General features: G+C 60.5%; 16 protein-coding genes. 5 read left to right on the forward strand and 11 right to left on the reverse strand.

Annotated features, from left to right (window positions below; translation table 11 throughout):
- The 4 genes from ppa to CUJ84_RS21070 form a co-directional block, all read right to left on the reverse strand.
- Window positions 1-534 carry an inorganic diphosphatase gene (gene ppa / locus CUJ84_RS21055; protein WP_011653868.1) on the reverse strand — a complete coding sequence of 178 codons (534 nt, stop codon included), beginning with the start codon at window positions 532-534 and terminating at the stop codon, window positions 1-3.
- 228 nt (window positions 535-762) lie between these two features.
- Window positions 763-1,269 (reverse strand): GNAT family N-acetyltransferase, encoded by a 507-nt coding sequence (locus tag CUJ84_RS21060; RefSeq protein ID WP_018243937.1) that lies wholly within the window; start codon window positions 1,267-1,269, stop codon window positions 763-765.
- Window positions 1,270-1,484: 215 nt separating this feature from the next.
- Window positions 1,485-3,305: a translational GTPase TypA gene (gene typA / locus CUJ84_RS21065; protein ID WP_018243938.1), complete on the reverse strand. Its 1,821-nt coding sequence runs from the start codon at window positions 3,303-3,305 to the stop codon at window positions 1,485-1,487.
- A 157-nt stretch (window positions 3,306-3,462) separates the two neighbouring features.
- The gene (locus tag CUJ84_RS21070; RefSeq protein WP_105007615.1) at window positions 3,463-5,550 is read right to left on the reverse strand and encodes a M3 family metallopeptidase; all 2,088 of its coding nucleotides are present in this window, start codon (window positions 5,548-5,550) and stop codon (window positions 3,463-3,465) included.
- 228 nt (window positions 5,551-5,778) lie between these two features.
- On the opposite strand from CUJ84_RS21070, the gene CUJ84_RS21075 reads away from it, so the two are divergent.
- Window positions 5,779-6,210: a hypothetical protein gene (locus CUJ84_RS21075; RefSeq protein ID WP_105007616.1), complete on the forward strand. Its 432-nt coding sequence runs from the start codon at window positions 5,779-5,781 to the stop codon at window positions 6,208-6,210.
- A gap of 108 nt (window positions 6,211-6,318) precedes the next feature.
- Here CUJ84_RS21075 and CUJ84_RS21080 read toward each other — a convergent pair whose 3' ends face one another.
- From CUJ84_RS21080 to CUJ84_RS21095, 4 genes are all read right to left on the reverse strand, one after another.
- Window positions 6,319-6,960 carry a LysE family translocator gene (locus tag CUJ84_RS21080; RefSeq protein ID WP_105007617.1) on the reverse strand — a complete coding sequence of 214 codons (642 nt, stop codon included), beginning with the start codon at window positions 6,958-6,960 and terminating at the stop codon, window positions 6,319-6,321.
- Window positions 6,961-7,296: 336 nt separating this feature from the next.
- The gene (locus CUJ84_RS21085; protein ID WP_105007618.1) at window positions 7,297-7,977 is read right to left on the reverse strand and encodes an FMN-dependent NADH-azoreductase; all 681 of its coding nucleotides are present in this window, start codon (window positions 7,975-7,977) and stop codon (window positions 7,297-7,299) included.
- Between the two features lie 3 nt (window positions 7,978-7,980).
- Window positions 7,981-8,952: an alpha/beta fold hydrolase gene (locus CUJ84_RS21090; protein ID WP_105007619.1), complete on the reverse strand. Its 972-nt coding sequence runs from the start codon at window positions 8,950-8,952 to the stop codon at window positions 7,981-7,983.
- Between the two features lie 207 nt (window positions 8,953-9,159).
- Window positions 9,160-9,948: an enoyl-CoA hydratase/isomerase family protein gene (locus tag CUJ84_RS21095; RefSeq protein ID WP_105007620.1), complete on the reverse strand. Its 789-nt coding sequence runs from the start codon at window positions 9,946-9,948 to the stop codon at window positions 9,160-9,162.
- Window positions 9,949-10,084: 136 nt separating this feature from the next.
- Here CUJ84_RS21095 and CUJ84_RS21100 point away from each other — a divergent pair, with 136 nt between their 5' ends.
- Entirely contained in the window at window positions 10,085-11,317 is a 1,233-nt protein-coding gene (locus CUJ84_RS21100) for a TetR/AcrR family transcriptional regulator (RefSeq protein ID WP_105007621.1), read from the forward strand.
- Window positions 11,318-12,059: 742 nt separating this feature from the next.
- Here the strand turns inward: CUJ84_RS21100 and CUJ84_RS21105 are convergent.
- A complete protein-coding gene (locus tag CUJ84_RS21105) occupies window positions 12,060-13,283 on the reverse strand; it encodes an argininosuccinate synthase (protein ID WP_105008268.1) in 1,224 nt (407 codons plus the stop codon).
- Between the two features lie 177 nt (window positions 13,284-13,460).
- Between CUJ84_RS21105 and CUJ84_RS21110 the strand changes: the two genes are divergently transcribed.
- The 3 genes from CUJ84_RS21110 to CUJ84_RS21120 all read left to right on the forward strand — a co-directional run bounded on the left by CUJ84_RS21110 (window position 13,461) and on the right by CUJ84_RS21120 (window position 15,660).
- Window positions 13,461-14,312, forward strand: coding sequence for an SDR family NAD(P)-dependent oxidoreductase (locus CUJ84_RS21110; protein WP_105007622.1), 852 nt, complete (start codon window positions 13,461-13,463; stop codon window positions 14,310-14,312).
- A gap of 85 nt (window positions 14,313-14,397) precedes the next feature.
- Window positions 14,398-15,039, forward strand: a complete 642-nt coding sequence (locus tag CUJ84_RS21115; protein WP_017995428.1) for a LysE family translocator — start codon at window positions 14,398-14,400, stop codon at window positions 15,037-15,039.
- Window positions 15,040-15,294: 255 nt separating this feature from the next.
- Complete coding sequence (locus CUJ84_RS21120) at window positions 15,295-15,660, forward strand: hypothetical protein (RefSeq protein ID WP_105007623.1); 366 nt, start codon at window positions 15,295-15,297, stop codon at window positions 15,658-15,660.
- 61 nt (window positions 15,661-15,721) lie between these two features.
- On the opposite strand, the gene CUJ84_RS21125 is transcribed toward CUJ84_RS21120, so the two are convergent.
- Window positions 15,722-16,516: an ABC transporter ATP-binding protein gene (locus CUJ84_RS21125; protein ID WP_105007624.1), complete on the reverse strand. Its 795-nt coding sequence runs from the start codon at window positions 16,514-16,516 to the stop codon at window positions 15,722-15,724.
- Window positions 16,513-17,391, reverse strand: coding sequence for an ABC transporter permease (locus CUJ84_RS21130; protein ID WP_017989717.1), 879 nt, complete (start codon window positions 17,389-17,391; stop codon window positions 16,513-16,515). Before CUJ84_RS21130 ends, CUJ84_RS21125 begins: the two co-directional genes overlap by 4 nt.
- Between the last annotated feature and the right edge of the window lie 111 nt (window positions 17,392-17,502).

A 17,502-nucleotide genomic window follows, 5' to 3' on the forward strand; every position in this document is an offset into this window, starting at 1 on the left:
TCAGCCTTTCTTCTTGGCTCGCTCGACGGCTTCGAGGATGAGTTCGCCGGCTTCCTTGGAGTCGCCCCAGCCGAAGATCTTCACCCACTTGCCGGGCTCCAGATCCTTGTAGTGCTCGAAGAAGTGCTCGATCTGCTTCAGCGTGATCTCGGGAAGATCGGTATAGTCCTTCACCTTCTCATAGCGCAGCGTCAGCTTCGGCGACGGCACGGCAATGATCTTCTCGTCCTTGCCGGAATTGTCTTCCATCTTCAGGACGCCGATCGGCCGCACATTGATGACGCAGCCGGGAACCAGCGGGCGGGTGCTGGCGATCAGTACGTCGATCGGGTCGCCGTCTTCCGACAGCGTGTGCGGCACGAAACCATAATTGCCCGGATAGGTCATCGGCGTATAGAGGAAACGATCGACCACCAGCGTGCCGGCTTCCTTGTCCATCTCATACTTGATGGGGTGACCGCCGACCGGAACCTCGACGATAACGTTGACGTCCTCAGGTGGATTATTACCGATTGAAATGGCGTCGATGCGCATAAGAAACTCCCGCGAGGTTGAATGTGCTGGCAGCCAGATAATCAGTTTCATGTGGCAACGCAACATGGCAGAGCGTCAATGCTTAACTGCACCGGCGCACATTCACATCAAAAGTTTCTAATAGGAGATAGTCGTACGCTGACTCCAGCGCCGCGCATTTTTTCAGACGCGCAAAAGACTCTGCAGCATTTTGAAGTGCATAATTTAGGGAATGATGCAGCAGGCCGTTCAGCTCCAGATGAAGCCGATCTTCTTCAATTGCCTGTGGTCGAAACTTTCCATGCCTTCGCAGAAGTCGACTCCGCCATGATTGCGGTAGAAGTCGCTGGCGTTCTCGTTTTCCTCGAGGCACCAGACAACCAGCCCGTTGCAGCCGAGCGACTTCAAGAGCCGGCGCGCCTCGCCGAACAGCATCCTGCCGAGGCCGATGCCCTGATACTCAGGCCGAAGATAAAGCTCGTAAATCTCGCCTTCCTGCGGCAGGGCGCGGGCGCGGTTGAGGCCGAGTGTCGCGTAGCCGGCAACTGTTCCGGCAACATCGAGAACCAGCAGCGTTGCCGGTCCGCGCGTCGCCTTGCGCCACCAGCTTTCGCCGCGCCGCTCGATCATCTGCGTCAGCGCGCGATGCGGAATGATGCCCGCGTAGGTGTGTTGCCAGGCAAGCCTGTGTGTTTCCGATATGGCTCGGGCATCTTGCGGCTCGGCCCGCCGGACATCGATCGACAACGTCTTCATAACGTTTACTCTGGTCCCGCCGAAGGCAATTAACCATATGCACTGAGGCATTGTGATCGATTGCCCACAGACTTGATATGTGGACGACGATCAAAAGTTAACGCTTTTTTAACGATTGTCACAAGATGGAATCGACGCGGCGCACAATAAAAAACCCCGGCGCGAAGGCCGGGGTTTCTAAGGATTTCTGAAAGATTGCGACGCGCTCTAGGCTCTCAGAGAGCGGCCTTCGACTTTTCGAAACGCTTGCGATCGTTTGCGTCGAGATACATCTTGCGCAGACGAATATTCTTCGGTGTCACTTCCATCAGCTCGTCATCCTGGATCCAGGAGAGAGCGCGATCGAGCGTCATGCGGATCGGCGGCGTCAGCTTCACCGCTTCGTCCTTGCCGGCGGCGCGGATGTTGGTGAGCTGCTTGCCCTTCAGGACGTTGACTTCAAGGTCGTTGTCGCGCGAATGGATGCCGATGATCATGCCGGCATAGACCTTTTCGCCCGGCTCGATGATCATCGGGCCACGATCTTCCAGGTTGAACATCGCATAGGCGACGGCTTCGCCGGGAGCGTTGGCGAGCAGCACGCCGTTGACGCGGCCACCGATCACACCCTTGTAGGGCTGGTAGTCGTGGAACAGGCGGTTCATGATCGCCGTGCCGCGCGTATCCGTCAGCAGCTCCGACTGGTAGCCGATCAGGCCACGGGTCGGTGCGTAGAAACGCAGGCGAAGACGGTTGCCGCCCGACGGACGCAGCTCGACCATTTCGGCCTTGCGCTCGGACATCTTCTGCACGACGACACCGGAATGTTCTTCGTCGACGTCGATGACGACCTCTTCGACCGGCTCCAGAAGCTGGCCGCTTTCGTCCTTGTGCATCACGACGCGCGGACGCGACACGGCAAGCTCGAAGCCTTCGCGACGCATGGTTTCGATGAGAACGGCGAGCTGAAGTTCGCCGCGGCCGGACACGTAGAACGAATCCTTGCCTTCGGCTTCTTCGATCTTCAGGGCGACGTTGCCTTCTGCTTCCTTGAAGAGGCGGTCGCGGATGACGCGGCTCGTCACCTTGTCACCTTCGGTGCCCGCCAGCGGGCTATCGTTGACGATGAAGGACATGGTGACGGTCGGCGGATCGATCGGCTGCGCCGGCAGCGGTGCTGTGATCGAAGGATCGCAGAAGGTGTCGGCGACCGTGCCCTTGGAAAGGCCGGCGATTGCAATGATATCACCTTGATGCGCTTCTTCGATCGGCTGGCGTTCGATGCCGCGGAAGGCGAGGATCTTGGAAATACGGCCGGTTTCGATCGTCTTGCCGTCGGCGTGGAGAACCTTCACCGCCTGGTTCGGCTTGATGGAACCGGAATTGATGCGGCCGGTGATGATGCGACCGAGGAAGGGGTTGGCTTCGAGGATCGTACCGATCATCGTAAACGGACCTTCGTGGACGGTCGGCTCCGGAACATGCTTGAGCACCAGGTCGAGAAGCGGGGTAAGACCCTGATCCTTCGGACCTTCCGGATTGACGTTCATCCAGCCATCGCGGCCCGAACCGTAGAGGATCGGGAAGTCGAGCTGCTCGTCGGTCGCGTCAAGGTTCGCAAAGAGGTCGAAGACTTCGTTGATGACTTCTTCGTGGCGGCCATCCGGACGGTCGATCTTGTTGATCGCGACGATCGGGCGAAGGCCAACCTTCAGGGCCTTGCCGACCACGAACTTGGTCTGCGGCATCGGGCCTTCGGACGCATCGACGAGAACGATCGCGCCATCCACCATCGAGAGAATGCGCTCGACTTCACCACCGAAGTCGGCGTGGCCGGGGGTGTCGACGATGTTGATGCGGACACCCTTCCATTCCACCGAGGTCGCCTTGGCGAGAATGGTGATACCGCGTTCCTTTTCGAGATCGTTCGAGTCCATCACGCGTTCAGCGACACGCTGATTTTCGCGGAACGAGCCGGACTGCTTGAGAAGCTCATCCACCAGGGTCGTTTTGCCATGGTCAACGTGCGCGATGATCGCGATATTGCGAAGTGCCATATGTGAAATCTCTGAAGCTGGGGCGCACGCTCTAGAGGGCGCGCCTATTAGTTTGGGGCGTCCATACAGTTTTTTTTGCGTTTGCGAAAGGGGGGAACGCGCAAAAGCTGCAGCAAGGCTGTCGCCCCGCCGCATCATGGCATGTCATCAAATTGTCTTAGGCGTCGCTGCCTGTCAATTCCTCGAAGGTCGAAAGTCCCTTTTTGACGAGCATCGCATCCGGGCTCGGCAGCTTGCCGCGGAAGGCCTTGTAGGCGTCCTCCGGATCGACCGAGCCGCCGACGGAATAGATATTGTCCTTGAGCTTGCGCGCCATCTCGCCGTTGAAGGCATCTCCCGTCTCCTCGAAGGCGGCGAAGGCGTCGGCGTCGAGCACCTCAGACCACATGTAGGAGTAATAGCCGGCCGAATACCCGCCGGAAAAGATGTGCTGGAAGTGCGGCGTCGCATGGCGCATGACGATCGACTTCGGCATGCCGATCTCGGCCAGCACCTCACCCTGTACCGCCATCGGGTCCTCGACGGTCGTTCTCGTGTGAAACGCCATGTCGACCAGCGCCGACGAGGTGAACTCGACCGTATTGAAGCCGGCATTGAAAGTGCGGGCTGCAAGCACCTTATCGAGCAGAACCTGCGGCATCGGCTCGCCGGTTTCGACATGCACGGCATAGCGCTTCAGAATAGCGGGCACCGTCAGCCAGTGCTCATAGAGCTGCGACGGCAGCTCGACGAAATCGCGCGAAACGCCGGTGCCCGAAACCGAGGGATAGGTGACGTTCGACAGCATGCCGTGCAGCGCATGGCCGAATTCGTGAAACAGCGTGCGGGCATCGTCGAGCGACAGCAGCGCCGGCTTGCCTTCCGCCGGCTTGGCGAAGTTGCAGACATTATAGATGATCGGCAATTCGCCGTGGCGGCCGTCCTTCAGCTCCAGCTTGTGCTGCGATTGCAACGAGCTCATCCAGGCGCCTGAGCGTTTCGAGCTGCGGGCGAAATAATCGCCGAGGAAGAGGGCGACGAGCTTGTCCTCGCGGTCCCTGATTTCGAACACCCTGACATCCGGATGATAGGCGGCCACGCCCTTCTTCTCGACGGCCCGGATGCCGAACAGCCGGCCGGCCACGTCGAAGCAGGCTTCGATGATCTTCTCGAGCTGCAGATAAGGCTTGAGCTCGGCTTCGGAGAAATCGAACTTCCGTGCGCGGATCTTTTCGGCATAGTGGCGCCAGTCCCAGGGCATCACCTCGTGGTTCCGGCCTTCCTCGGCGATCAGTGCCGCGATATCGGTCTCCTCCTCGCCGGCGCGTTTCACCGCCCGTGCCCAGACGGCCTTGAGCAGGCCGTTCACCGCATCCGCTGTCTTCGCCATCGTGTTGTCGAGCTTCAGCTCGGCGAAATTGCCGTAGCCAAGCAGCGTCGCCACCTGATGGCGCAGCGCCAGCGTTTCCCTGATGACCGCACGGTTGTCCGTCTCCCCGTCATTTTCGCCGCGCGCCACCCACGCCTTGAAAGCCTGCTCGCGCAGATCGCGGCGCTCCGAAAAGGTGAGGAACGGCTCGATGATCGAGCGTGACAGCGTCACCGCATATTTGCCCTCTTCTCCGCGTTCGCGCGCTGCCGCCGCCATCGCGTCACGAAGGAATTCCGGCAGGCCCTCGAGCTCGGCGCTGTCCGAAAGGACCAGTACCCAGGCCTTCTCGTCGGCCAGCACGTTCTGGCCGAATTGCGTCCCGAGGCCGGCAAGCTTTTCATCGATCGCGGCGAGTTTTTCCTGCTCGGTCTTGTCAAGCTTGGCGCCCGATTTGACGAAGCCTTTCCAGTGACGTTCCAGCACGCGTGTCTGTTCGAGCGTCAGACCAAGCGTCTCGCGATTCTCCCAGAGCGTATCGATGCGGGCAAAAAGCGCTGCATTCATCCCGATCTTCGAATAGTGGCGCGACATCTTCGGCGAGATCTCCCGCTCCAGCGCCTGGATCACATCATTGGTATGCGCGCCTGCCTTGTTCCAGAACAGCGCCGAAACGCGCGACAGTGCGTCGCCGGCAATCTCCAGCGCCACGACCGTATTGTCGAATGTCGGCGCATCGCCGTTTCCGGCAATTTCGTCGATCTCCCTTTCATGCGCGGCAAGTGCGGCTTCGAAGGCGGCGGCAAAATCACCGTCATCAAGGGCATCGAAACGCGGCAGGCCGTGAAGACCGTCCCAGGTCACCAGCGCCGGATTGAAATCATGTGGAGAAGGCATCGGAGAATTCCTTTTGGCATGCAGATGGATCGTCAATATAGGAGGGCTGTCGTAGAATTGGTATGTTGCCGGCAAGGACCTTTTGCCTCGCCTGCCGAATTTGGCGGGCGCCTGCCAAATCTCGTGGACAACAATTGATACGTGAAAATTAACCAATCGTTAACGATTGACGCGAATCACACGCAGGCGCTAGTTTTCCGATGTTCTTCTTGTAAGGGGACATGCGCCATGGAAATTTTTTCTGTGCGGTCTTCTCAGAGTTTGCTTTTTAAAAACAATCCCAATAACGCAAAAAGTTCGAAGACCTCTGATATTGAAATCGAGACCAGAGCTCCCGCCCCGGCCTCGTTCCAGATCGAAGACGAAGTTGGCGAAGGCCCGGATTTCACCGCGGTCAGCCCTGGAGAGTTGCGCAATTACGCACGCCAGAGTTTCGATAGCGGCCTGATCGATCAGAATACCTACGCCGCGATCTCCGAACCGCTGCCGATGCATGCGATCGATCCGCTCGGCAATGTCATCGATCTCTCCAGCGTCACCGACGGCACCAGCTTCAATTTTCTCGATTATTACAAGAGCCAGCTGCAGATCGCCATGTCGATCGGCGATGCTGACGAGGTCCAGACGCTGAAATCGATCGTCAATTTCCTCGATGGCTGATCGGAGCATGTCACGCAAAAGTGTGCAGCGGTTTTGCGATAACGACATGCGTAAAAACAAAGAGCTAAAGCATAGGAAGCGAATCTGAAAGATCGCGACGCGCTTCAATCAGGCCTTGCGCCAGCCGAGCAGGCCGGGCGTTGCGTGCCAGAGCGCCTGGGCGGCAAATCCCATGAAGAGCACGCCGGAGCAGCGCACGATCAACCGCTCATGGGCGCGATAGAAGCGCCGCACCGTACCGGCGCCGATGATGCCGATCAGGATAATGTCGGCCGTCACGAAACCGACGAACGACACGCCGAGCAGCACCGGCAACGCCTCGAAATCGAGCGCGCCGGCCGAGCCGGCAACCAGTGCGGTGAAGGTGGCGAGCGCCACCGGATAACCCTTCGGATTGGTGACGCCGAAGATCAGACCGCGGCGAAACGGCCGCTCGACCACAACAAGCGCCTGCCCCTCGGCTTTCGGCTTGGCTTTGACGGCGCTCCAGCCGATCCAGGCGAGGTAGAAACCGCAGGCAAGGCCGAGCAGGTCGAAGACGAAGGTTCCGATCGTCTTTGCGCCGACGATCGCGAGAAGCGCCAGCGACGACCAGATGAGATCCCCTACCAGATGCCCCATCATGAAGAAGGCGCCGGCCTTGCGGCCCTGCCCGGCGCCGATGCCGAGCAGCTGCAGGAAGGCGGGTCCCGGAATGAGCACATAAAAGAGCGCCGCCAGAAAGGCGCCGAAGACCAGTGACTGCGTCATGGAAATGCTCCGAAGGATGATCGCGGCAGACTAGGCAATCGCGGGCATTCGTCAAGGGTGGTTGCATTAGCACGAAAAGCGGAGCGGCTTTCGGCCCTAAGAGAACTTTTTTCGCTATCGAAGGATAAGGCTGCTTTGCGCCTCCAAGTCGGCCATTAAAGTTAGCTGTGCCATCGCCCTAAAGCGGACATTGCCGGCGACGGCGCTGGAAGTCGCGGGTGCGCCACTACCGTGGACTCGCGCACCGTTCGTAGGCGTTGTTCCGCGATCACCGGTGTGGCAACGTCGGTGTCCGCGCTGATGCTCCGCACCGTGGCATGCGCCGGTCCTTCATTGTCACGCTTGCCCCGGCTCAGACGCCAGCGATTTTGTAAGTCGCGTCGCCAGCTGTTCTCCCGCTTGCTTGGCGGCGGCGTGCGCCTGCTTAAGATTAGACGCCGCGAGGTTCCGCAACGGGGCCATAGCGGGATTAACATCAGCGAGGGTCAGCTCGACATCGATGAGTTGGAGGTCCAATCCCCAGCTGTCTTCGAAGATGCGCCTAAGCCAGGGCGTCGCGTGGTCCCAGCCTTCCTTCGGCATGCCGGGGCCGTACGCGCCTCCACGCGCTGAGATCAGATAGGCGGGACGCTTCGAGATCGGCGACACCACCTTAACGGTGAAACGCGGTTCGGTTACCAGAAGGTCAATCCACGCCTTTGCGTGTTGCGAAACAGCGTAATTGTAGAGCGGAACCGAAAAAATGAAGGCATCTGCTGCCAGCATCTCATCGGCCAATTTGGTTGCCAGCGCTGCCGCCTCCACCTCCTCCGTCGTGCGTTCGCTGAGGGCCTTTGGACCAGCCTGCACGGCACTGGCCCAAGCTGTTGCAGGCAGGGGTGAAAGGCCAACGTCCCGCCTCACGACATCCAGCTCTGCCAGTTGCGTTCGGATAGAGTCCTCGAGCGTTGAAGCTAGAGCGCGGCTTTGAGAGCCGACGGCACGAATGCTTGCATCCAAACGAAAAATCGTCGTCACGGCTCAAGCCTTCCTCTTGTTGAGAAAGGCGACCAGCGCCTCATTCACTGCCTCAGACGCCTCGAGCTGTGGCCAGTGCCCGACGCCCTCAAGTGGTAGGAACCCCTGGAGGTTTGGCACGGCCGGCTTGAGATCTTCCTCGTTCAAAGCTCGCATATTAACCATGCTGTCTGCTGTGCCATACGCAAAGAAGGCTGGCTGTCGGATCTTCGCCCCGGCAAATGCTTTTGCTTGGTCGAAATAGGGCTGCATGCCGCGATAGATATTCAGTGGGCCGTGGAAGCCATCACGCTGGAAGCCTGCGATCATCGTCTCGGCATCCTCGCGATCAGCGAAGGGCGGGATGCCGATCGGGGATGGCCGGTGCATATCTTTGCTTGGGTCCATCGGACCCCATCCTTCGGAAGCATTGGGCAACCCCGACATCCAATAGAGAGCGCCCGGGAAAGTCGTGGCCGCATCCGCCCACTCCTGGTCGGCCTCCGGCTTCATGTGGCGGAACATATAAAAGGCTCCCTCCTTGCCGGCGGCCTTCAGCATTTCGAGCATGCTAGGCCCCGCACCCGGCAGCACCGGAGGGACACTGAGGCCGAAGACCGCGTCAAACAGATCCGGACGCATCACCGCCGCGTTCCAGCTCACCGTCGCACCGAAGTCGTGGCCGACCAGGCTAGCGCGCTCGATCCCGAGTTCCGTGAGGATGCCGACAAGGTCTCCGACATGGTAGAGAACTGTGTAAAGCGCGGCGTCTTCAGGCTTGGAGCTATCGCCATAGCCACGCGTATCGAACGATATCGCGCGGTAACCCGCGGCCGCGACTGCCGCCATCTGCCGGCGCCAGCCCCGCCATCCGTCAGGAAAGCCGTGGACGAACAGCACAGCCGGCCCCTCGCCTTCCTCGACAACGTTCAGCTTGACGCCATTGGTTTCTACAAAGGTCTGCTTCAGCGACTTATTCCGATCCACGAAATTCATCTTTCATGCTCCATTTGAATTGTGAAATTGACGCACCTGGTACGGCAACCACTGAGATCGATCTTTGAAGTACACAGTTCGATAATAGTTCGCGGGCGGTCGAGATAGTGTTCGGCTTTACTTGGGACTCTCAGTCATCCGTCTCCGATTCAGGTCGCAGACTAGCCGCTGCCTGACTCCGAGAATTGATGTCAGCACCGGATCGAGTTACTTCCCGTGGAACTGGATCTTCGGGATCGGCTCATGTTTGCGCACAGCCGCGACCGCAATGGCCATTCCCTCTGCGCCATCCTTGGTGTCGAGGATGCCAGCGCCGAGCTGGGTGGAGATTATGTCGGCAGCCGCAACGCCGCCGGTAGCCCAGGTGTGGATGAGCGTGCGCGCCTTGCCGTACGCGAGGGTCGGCCCTGTCGCGAGATGCCGCAGAAGTTCGTCGGAGACCTCCTCCAACTCGCCGTCAGGCGCTGAATGGGTTGCGATACCCAGATCGACTGCGACCTTTCCGAAAATTGGCTCCGAAAGCAGGACGAAGCGAGTGGCGAGTGTTTTGCCGACGCGATCAGCGAGCCGCTGCACCCCGCCTGCCATTGGAATGCCGCCGACCGACACTTCCGGGAAGACGAGCATCGCCGACTCTGCGACGACCAGGAAATCGAACGCCAGGAGCAGTTCGAAACCGCCGCCCAAGGCCATCCCTGCTACCGAAGCAACCGTGGGGACGGGCAGTTCCTCGATGAGACGGATCGAAGCCAGGATGTCGGCCGCAAACGCTTCGAGAAATTTCGAGCCTTTGTCACCGATGGCGCCCAGATCGTCTGCCACGGCGATGTTGCCGGACGCGGACGTCAAGTGAAGGACGCGGATGTCGCTTGCATATGCCTGGCGAACGGCGGCCCGCAGCGACGAGGGAAAGTCGGACCCTGGCTCGCTGTCTGCATCACCGAGCAAGATCAGTTTGCCCACCGCACCGTGTTGCTCGAAGCGGAACGAACTCATGTTTTACCTCCTAGCTGGCTGACTATCTAGCCAGGCAGGCCTAACACCTGCTACAAAATGGCCCGTGTCTAACGTCGCGATTGGCGGATGACCAAAGCCTGTTATGTTATGTACGTTACAGAATGGAGTGCTGTCAATGGCCCGCCCCCGCGCGTTCGAAGAAAGCGAAGTGCTAGATCGCGCGGCGGACGTCTTCGGTCGCCGGGGCTACGACGGCTCAACCATGGCGGAACTGACGGCCGCAATGGGCTTGAACTCTCCCAGCATCTACGCGGCTTTCGGAAGCAAGCGCGGGCTTTTCGACGCTGTTCTCGGCCGCTGTAGTGCGCGCGAGGACGAACACTGGGAGTGGGCGCTCACAGCCCCCACGGCCGAAGAAGTCGTCAAGCGCTTGCTGACGACCTCGCCAGCGCAGGAGTCCAGCCGCATACTCGTTCATGCGGGCTTGGCGATGGGCAGTGAGAATGCCGACATTCCCGCTGCCCTGCTTCATCGCCGCCAATCGGCAGAACTGAAACTGCGAGACCGGTTCGAAGAGGCGAAACGGAGTGGCGAACTCCCTGTGGGCGCTGATGCCTCAGGGCTGGCGAGCTATGTGACGTCGGTTCTCGGCGGCCTCGCCATGAAAGCCGCCGGCGGCGCGCCGCACGACGACTTGCGAGAGGGTGCCGAACAGGCGATGGCGGCCTGGCGGGCGATCAGCGACGTTGCGGCCGCCGCGAGCGCTTCAACGAGGGGGGCGGCACCGGCAGGCGAGTTAGGCCGCGACCCGCGAAGGTTCAGCGCCGACACAGCGCTCGATGCTGCCATGAGGGTCTTTTGGACCAAGGGTTTCGCGGGCGCATCGTTGAATGATCTCACTGAGGCGATGGGAATCACTCGACCCAGTCTCTACGCCGCATTCGGCAACAAAGAAGCATTGTTTTTCAAGGCCCTCGACCTCTATCAGTCACTTCGTAAAGACTACCTAACTGAAGCGCTCCAAGCTCCGACGGCGCGAGGCGTTTTCGAAGCGCTGCTCAGGGGAGCGCTACGCGATCAACAGGCAGAGGGGCAACCGCGCGGCTGCCTCATGGTTCTTAACGCAATGCAAGGCGGTGATGAGGCGCAGCCCATTCGCAACGAAGTCCTCAGGCGCCAGGCCATCGGGCGCGACTTGCTCGCGGCCCGGTTTGAGCGGGCCAAACGCGACGGCGACCTGTTGCCGACCGTCAATGTCGAAGGTCTCGTGCGCTTTGTCCAATCCCTGATGCATGGCATCCTCATGCAGGGAGGGGCCGGCGCAAGCCAACGTGAGCTTGAGGCTTTGGTTAAGAGCAGCCTGACCATGTGGACCGCATCCGCCGAATTACCGGTCAGTAAAGATTAGGCGCAGCTAATCTGTCAAGATCTTTACCGATCGGTATATTGTCCTTCGCTGTCTGGGACCTGCCGGGGTGGGAGTAGCCATCGCGGACGCCACAATTCCCGAAGACGACCACTCGCTGCGCTCAGATTTCCGTGAACCAAGCACGCGCGCGGCGATTAGTCTGAAACACCGGTAGGCAATTTCTCGTTTGTTGACTCGAAGGACCGCTCATGGGTGCAGGCGTCCGACGCGATAGCTGGCCTTCTCGGGAAGTTCTTTGGCTTTGTGGATCGAAACTCGGAGACCGATCTCAGCGAGGCCAAAGTCGCGTTCAATGATCGACAGAAGCGCGGCCTCGAAACGCTGATCCGCTTGATTGGTCGATCGAAGAGTGTCCGGCTTTCGTTCACTATGTGGTGTCGCTGGAGGATCAACAACGACGGGCGAGCGCGCTTGGCTTCTAGCCGCCCTCACGGTGGGCTCGTGAATGACCGCTTCTGGAGTTGGCATGGAGAGCCCGGAACGGCTTACTTGAGGTCGGCTGCAGAACGGCGGCTTCTCGCATTACCCAGCCGATACCGCACAGTCCGTACCCGGCCCCAAATCGATCATTCCTTCACACCGGGCCAACGACTGCTCTTGGCCTCAATCCGGTCATCCAGAACGCTCTAAGAGTTTGGTGGCGTTTGCTACCTCACTCCACGAAAAAGCCCGCACAGCAAATTGCCGGCGGGCTGATATCCGGTTCGAAGGCGAACCGTGATTACTTCACGAGGTTGCGCTTGGCGAGCGTGCGCAGGCGCAGCGCATTGAGCTTGATGAAGCCGGCTGCATCCTTCTGGTCGTAGGCGCCCTGATCGTCCTCGAAAGTGACGAGCTTGTCGGAATAGAGCGACTTTTCGCTTTCGCGGCCGATGACCATGACATTGCCCTTGTAGAGCTTCAGCGTCACTTCGCCTTCGACATGCTCCTGGCTCTTGTCGATCAGCGCCTGCAGCATCTCGCGCTCCGGCGAGAACCAGAAACCGTAATAGATCAGCTCGGCGTAGCGCGGCATGATCTCGTCCTTGAGATGGGCGGCACCGCGGTCGAGCGTGATCGATTCAATGGCGCGGTGCGCCGTAAGCAGGATCGTGCCGCCTGGTGTCTCGTAGACGCCGCGCGACTTCATGCCGACAAAGCGGTTCTCGACGAGGTCGAGACGGCCGATACCGTTGTCGCGGCCATAATTGTTGAGCGTCGCCAGCAGCGTCGCCGGGCTCATGCGCACGCCGTTGATCGAAACCGCATCACCCTTTTCGAAGCCGACCTTGATGGTCGTTGCCTTGTCGGGTGCGGCCTCAGGCGAAATGGTGCGCATATGCACATATTCAGGCGCCTCCTGGGAGGGGTCCTCGAGAACCTTGCCCTCGGAAGAGGAGTGCAGAAGGTTGGCGTCGACCGAGAACGGCGCCTCGCCCATCTTGTCCTTGGCAACCGGGATCTGATGCTGTTCGGCAAAGGCCAGCAGGTCGGTGCGGCTCTTGAACGCCCAGTCGCGCCACGGCGCGATGATCTTGATGTCGGGGTTCAGGGCATAGGCGGACAGCTCGAAACGAACCTGGTCGTTGCCCTTGCCGGTCGCGCCGTGAGCGATCGCATCCGCACCCGTCTTCTTGGCGATATCGATCAGATGCTTGGAAATCAGAGGCCGGGCGATCGAGGTGCCGAGCAGGTAGACACCTTCGTAAACGGCATTGGCGCGGAACATCGGGAAGACGAAATCGCGCACGAATTCTTCGCGCACATCCTCGATGTAGATCTCCTTGATGCCGAGCATCTCGGCCTTCTTGCGCGCCGGCTCCAGCTCTTCGCCCTGGCCGAGATCGGCGGTGAAGGTGACGACTTCGGCGCCGAGCTCCGTCTGCAGCCACTTCAGGATGATCGAGGTGTCGAGACCGCCGGAATAGGCGAGAACGACTTTCTTCACGTCTTTGTATGATGCCATGATGATGAGGTCCGTTGCATAAAAGGCCGGCAAAACCCGGTGTCGCGGCACTTTTAGCGAGATTGGCGCGTGACGCAAGGCCAAGTGCGACGCTGATGGTGCCGATACCGTTTGACAGCGCCAAAGCGGAGCCCATATTCGCCAGCGTCCGCAAATGCTCGAGGAGAGGCTGCCCCCGTGACGAATATTCAAGACATTTTCAAGAAATCCAATGTTGCCGTCATCACCGGCGGCGCCTCCGGCATCGGTCTTGCCGCGGCGAAATATTTCGCCGGACGCGGCATGAGCGTCGCCATCGCCGATCTCGGCGGCGATCGGCTGGCCGACGCCGCCAATGAACTCAAGGCCATTGCCGGCGAGGAAAATGTGATGGCGGTCGAGACCGACGTCGCAGTCAAGGAATCCCTGGAGGCGCTCGAACGCGCCGTGCTCCAGCGTTTCGGCCGTGTGCACGTGCTGATGAACAATGCCGGCATCGGCCCGGAAACCTCGATCTTCAGCCCGCAGGCGAGCTGGGACAATATCTTCGCCGTCAACCTGATGGGCGTGATCAACGGCACGCGCACCTTCGGCCCGAAGATGCTGTCGCATGGCGAGCCCGGCCTGATCATCAACACCGGCTCCAAGCAGGGCATCACCACGCCGCCCGGCAACCCCGCCTACAACATCTCCAAATCAGGGGTGAAGGTCTTTACCGAAGCGCTGCAGCATGAGCTTCGCAACACCGAAGGCGGACAGATCTCCGCCCATCTTCTGATCCCCGGCTTCGTCTTCACCGGCCTCACCAAGGGCGACCGCGCCGAGAAACCGGCCGCCGCCTGGACGCCGGAACAGACCGTCGATTTCATGGTCGAAAGCCTCGAACGCGGCGATTTCTATATCCTTTGCCCTGACAATGACGTGGCGCGTCCGGTCGACGAACGCCGGATGGCCTGGGCGGCCGGCGATATCATCGAGAACCGTCCGCCGCTGTCACGCTGGCACAAGGACTATGCTGACAAGTTCAAGGCCTTCCTCGAACGGAATTAATCGGTACCATCAGAAGGTTTGATTGGTAATTTTCTGAAAGCCGGGTAGGAGATCCCCAGATCCTTTCCGGCTTTCAGAGTGTGTCATGGATTTCCTGCCCAGCCTGCCGACCCTTCTGGCCTTCGCCGCCGCGACGCTGCTGCTCGCGGCAACGCCGGGCCCCGACATGACGCTGTCGATCAGCCGCGCACTGGCCCAGGGCAAGAAGGCGGCGCTCTTCGTTGTCGTCGGCACCAGCCTCGGCATCGTCGTCCACACCATGCTGGTCGCTTTCGGCATTTCGGCGCTGATCACCGCCTCGCCGACCGCCTTCCTGATCCTGAAGACCGGCGGTGCGGCCTATCTGCTCTGGCTGGCGGTACAGGCGATCCGCTTCGGTTCGAAGCTCACCGTCGCCAAGGTCGAGGAGCAGAAGGGCACGCCACTTTCCAACATCTCCTCGGGCTTCTGGGTCAATCTTCTGAACCCCAAGGTCATCATCTTCTTCATGACCTTCCTGCCGCAATTCGTCAGCGCCGGCGATCCGGCCGTCACCCAAAAGCTGCTCTTTCTCGGCTTCTGCTTCATCTTGATCGGCATGCCGGTCAATGCCAGCGTCGTCTTTGCCGCCGACTGGCTGGCCTCCTGGCTGCAGAACAACAAGAAAGTGCTGCGCGGCATGGACTATACCTTCGCCGGCGTCTTCTCGGTCTTCGCTGCGAAGATCCTGCTCACCCAGGCGAAATAGCCCGCGGTCGGCTTATCGATCCGCCCGCGGTCGTGAAACGATCCGCCGCCAGCTACACCAATATTCGCGAGACGCCACGCCGGAACCGGCGGTGACCGCGAATTTCGTCGTCTTCCAAAATTATTCCATGCCTTTCGCGCGATTACTTGTGATCAACATATGATCGTAAGTCGCCAATTGTGGCTAGGCCACGCCACCTTCGCTGCCCACATATCCTTTACGGCTCACGAAGAGCTGCCTTGAAAGGATAAGTCCATGATTACGTTCCGCAATATCACAACAGCAGGAGTTGTTGCGCTGACGCTTGCCGCCACGTCCCTTACAGCGACAACACCTGCCTTAGCTCACGGCGGCGGAGGCCATGGCGGTGGCGGCTTCTCGCGTGACGGCGGCCACTTCGACGGTGGTGCGCATATGGGCGGCGGCAATTTCGCCGATCGCGGCTTCGGAGCGCATCATTTCGGCGGAGCCGGCCATTTTGGCGGACACCGCGACGGCCGTTTCGCCTTCCATGATAGAAATCGTCTGTTCTTCGGCGATGACGACTATTACCCGGAACAGTGCCAGCCGGAATGGCTCAACCAGTACCGCCATCGCGTGCTGGTGGAAGTCTGCTCTTGATGACGGTTCCCCTGGCCTCTGAGGACAATCCGCCCGCGGTCGTGAAACGATCCGCTGCCAGCTAACCGATCAGCAGGGCGTCATCGTCCAGCGTCTGGCCGCGCATCTTGCGGAACATCGCGATCAGATCCTCGACCTGCAATGTCTTGCGGCTGTCGCCGGCGACATCGAGCACGATCTCGCCGCCATGCAGCATCACGGTGCGGTGGCCATAATCGAGCGCCTGGCGCATCGAATGCGTCACCATCAGCGTCGTCAGCTTGCGCTCGGAAACGATCTTCTGGGTCAGGCCCATGATGAATTCCGCCATGCCAGGGTCGAGGGCCGCCGTATGTTCGTCGAGCAGCAGCACCTCCGAGCCCGCCAGCGTCGCCATGACAAGCGAGACCGCCTGCCGCTGGCCGCCGGAAAGCAGGTCCATGCGGTCCTTCATGCGGTTCTCCAGCCCGAGATTGAGCTCGGCGATCCTCTCGCGAAAATGGTCGCGCCGTTTTGCGCCAAGCGCCGAAACAAGCCCGCGCCGCTCGCCGCGCCGCGCCGCAAGCGCCAGGTTCTCCTCGATCGACAAGGCACCGCAGCTTCCGGTCAGCGGGTCCTGGAAGACACGGGCGACAAGTCCGGCGCGCGCCGCCGTCGTCTTGCGCGTCACGTCGCTATTGCCGATCAGCACCTGCCCTTCGCTTGCCAGCACATCGCCGGCGAGCACGCCGAGCAGCGTCGATTTGCCGGCGCCGTTCGAGCCGATTACGGTAACGAAGGAGCCTTCCTCGATCGTCAGGCTGACACCCGAGAGCGCCTGCTTCTGCAGCGGCGTGCCGCGCCCGAAGACGACCTTGATGTTCTTGAGGTTGATCACGACGCGGCACCTCCGCGCAAACGGGGAAGGATGAGCGCTACGGTCACCAGCACGGCCGTGACGAAATTGAGGTCGGACGCCTGCAGGCCGATGACGTCGCTCGAAAGGGCCAGCTGGATCGCGATGCGGTAGAGGATCGAGCCGAGCACGCATCCAACAAGCGCGATCAGCAGACCGCGGCGCCCGAGCAGCGTCTCGCCGATGATGACGGCAGCGAGGCCCACGACGATCGTGCCGACGCCTGAGGTGACGTCGGCAAAGCCGTTCGTCTGGGCAAACAGGGCGCCGCCGAGCGCCACCAGCGCATTCGAGATCGCCATGCCGAGATAGATCTGCCGGCTGGTATCGACGCCCTGCGCCCGCGCCATCCTTGCATTGGCGCCGGTCGCCCGCATTGCCAGCCCGGCATCGCTTTCCAGGAAACGCCAGACCAGGATGAGGGCGATGACGACCAGAACACCGACGAAGAGTGGCCGCACGTAGAAATCGCGAAGGCCATGGCCGAAGAACGGGCTGATCATCGTGTCGGCATTGATGAGCGCGACATTGGGTTTGCCCATCACGCGCAGATTGACGGAAAACAGTGCGATCATCGTCAGGATCGAGGCGAGCAGGTTGAGGATTTTGAAGCGCACGTTGAGCAGCGCCGTCACCATGCCCGCGGCGGCACCGGCGGCCATGGCGATCAGAGCCGCAAGCCAGGCATTGACGCCGGCAATGATCAGCACGGCCGTCACCGCCGCACCAAGCGGAAAGGAGCCGTCGACCGTCAGGTCGGGGAAATCCAGAACACGGAAGGCGAGATAGACCCCAAGGGCGACGAAGGAATAGACCAGTCCGAGTTCGACGGCCCCCCAGAATGCGATTTGGCTCAAGGCTTCCGCCCCTCTTCTGTCCGCTTCCGCTCCGCGCCTTGCGCAAAACATCAGGCTTTTAATACCATCAGCCGCCCCCGTGTGGAACGGGAGCGGCTGCAAACTCGATCA

Source organism: Rhizobium leguminosarum, assembly GCF_002953715.1.
GTDB classification, from domain to species: domain Bacteria; phylum Pseudomonadota; class Alphaproteobacteria; order Rhizobiales; family Rhizobiaceae; genus Rhizobium; species Rhizobium leguminosarum_V.

Coding starts and splice junctions, on each gene's coding strand:
- CUJ84_RS21090 (WP_105007619.1), bottom strand. CDS start 8,952: ATGAATTTCGTGGATCGGAATAAGTCGCTGAAGCAGACCTTTGTAGAA.
- CUJ84_RS21060 (WP_018243937.1), bottom strand. CDS start 1,269: ATGAAGACGTTGTCGATCGATGTCCGGCGGGCCGAGCCGCAAGATGCC.
- CUJ84_RS21105 (WP_105008268.1), bottom strand. CDS start 13,283: ATGGCATCATACAAAGACGTGAAGAAAGTCGTTCTCGCCTATTCCGGC.
- CUJ84_RS21070 (WP_105007615.1), bottom strand. CDS start 5,550: ATGCCTTCTCCACATGATTTCAATCCGGCGCTGGTGACCTGGGACGGT.
- CUJ84_RS21115 (WP_017995428.1), top strand. CDS start 14,398: ATGGATTTCCTGCCCAGCCTGCCGACCCTTCTGGCCTTCGCCGCCGCG.
- typA (WP_018243938.1), bottom strand. CDS start 3,305: ATGGCACTTCGCAATATCGCGATCATCGCGCACGTTGACCATGGCAAA.
- ppa (WP_011653868.1), bottom strand. CDS start 534: ATGCGCATCGACGCCATTTCAATCGGTAATAATCCACCTGAGGACGTC.
- CUJ84_RS21095 (WP_105007620.1), bottom strand. CDS start 9,948: ATGAGTTCGTTCCGCTTCGAGCAACACGGTGCGGTGGGCAAACTGATC.
- CUJ84_RS21120 (WP_105007623.1), top strand. CDS start 15,295: ATGATTACGTTCCGCAATATCACAACAGCAGGAGTTGTTGCGCTGACG.
- CUJ84_RS21100 (WP_105007621.1), top strand. CDS start 10,085: ATGGCCCGCCCCCGCGCGTTCGAAGAAAGCGAAGTGCTAGATCGCGCG.
- CUJ84_RS21075 (WP_105007616.1), top strand. CDS start 5,779: ATGGAAATTTTTTCTGTGCGGTCTTCTCAGAGTTTGCTTTTTAAAAAC.
- CUJ84_RS21080 (WP_105007617.1), bottom strand. CDS start 6,960: ATGACGCAGTCACTGGTCTTCGGCGCCTTTCTGGCGGCGCTCTTTTAT.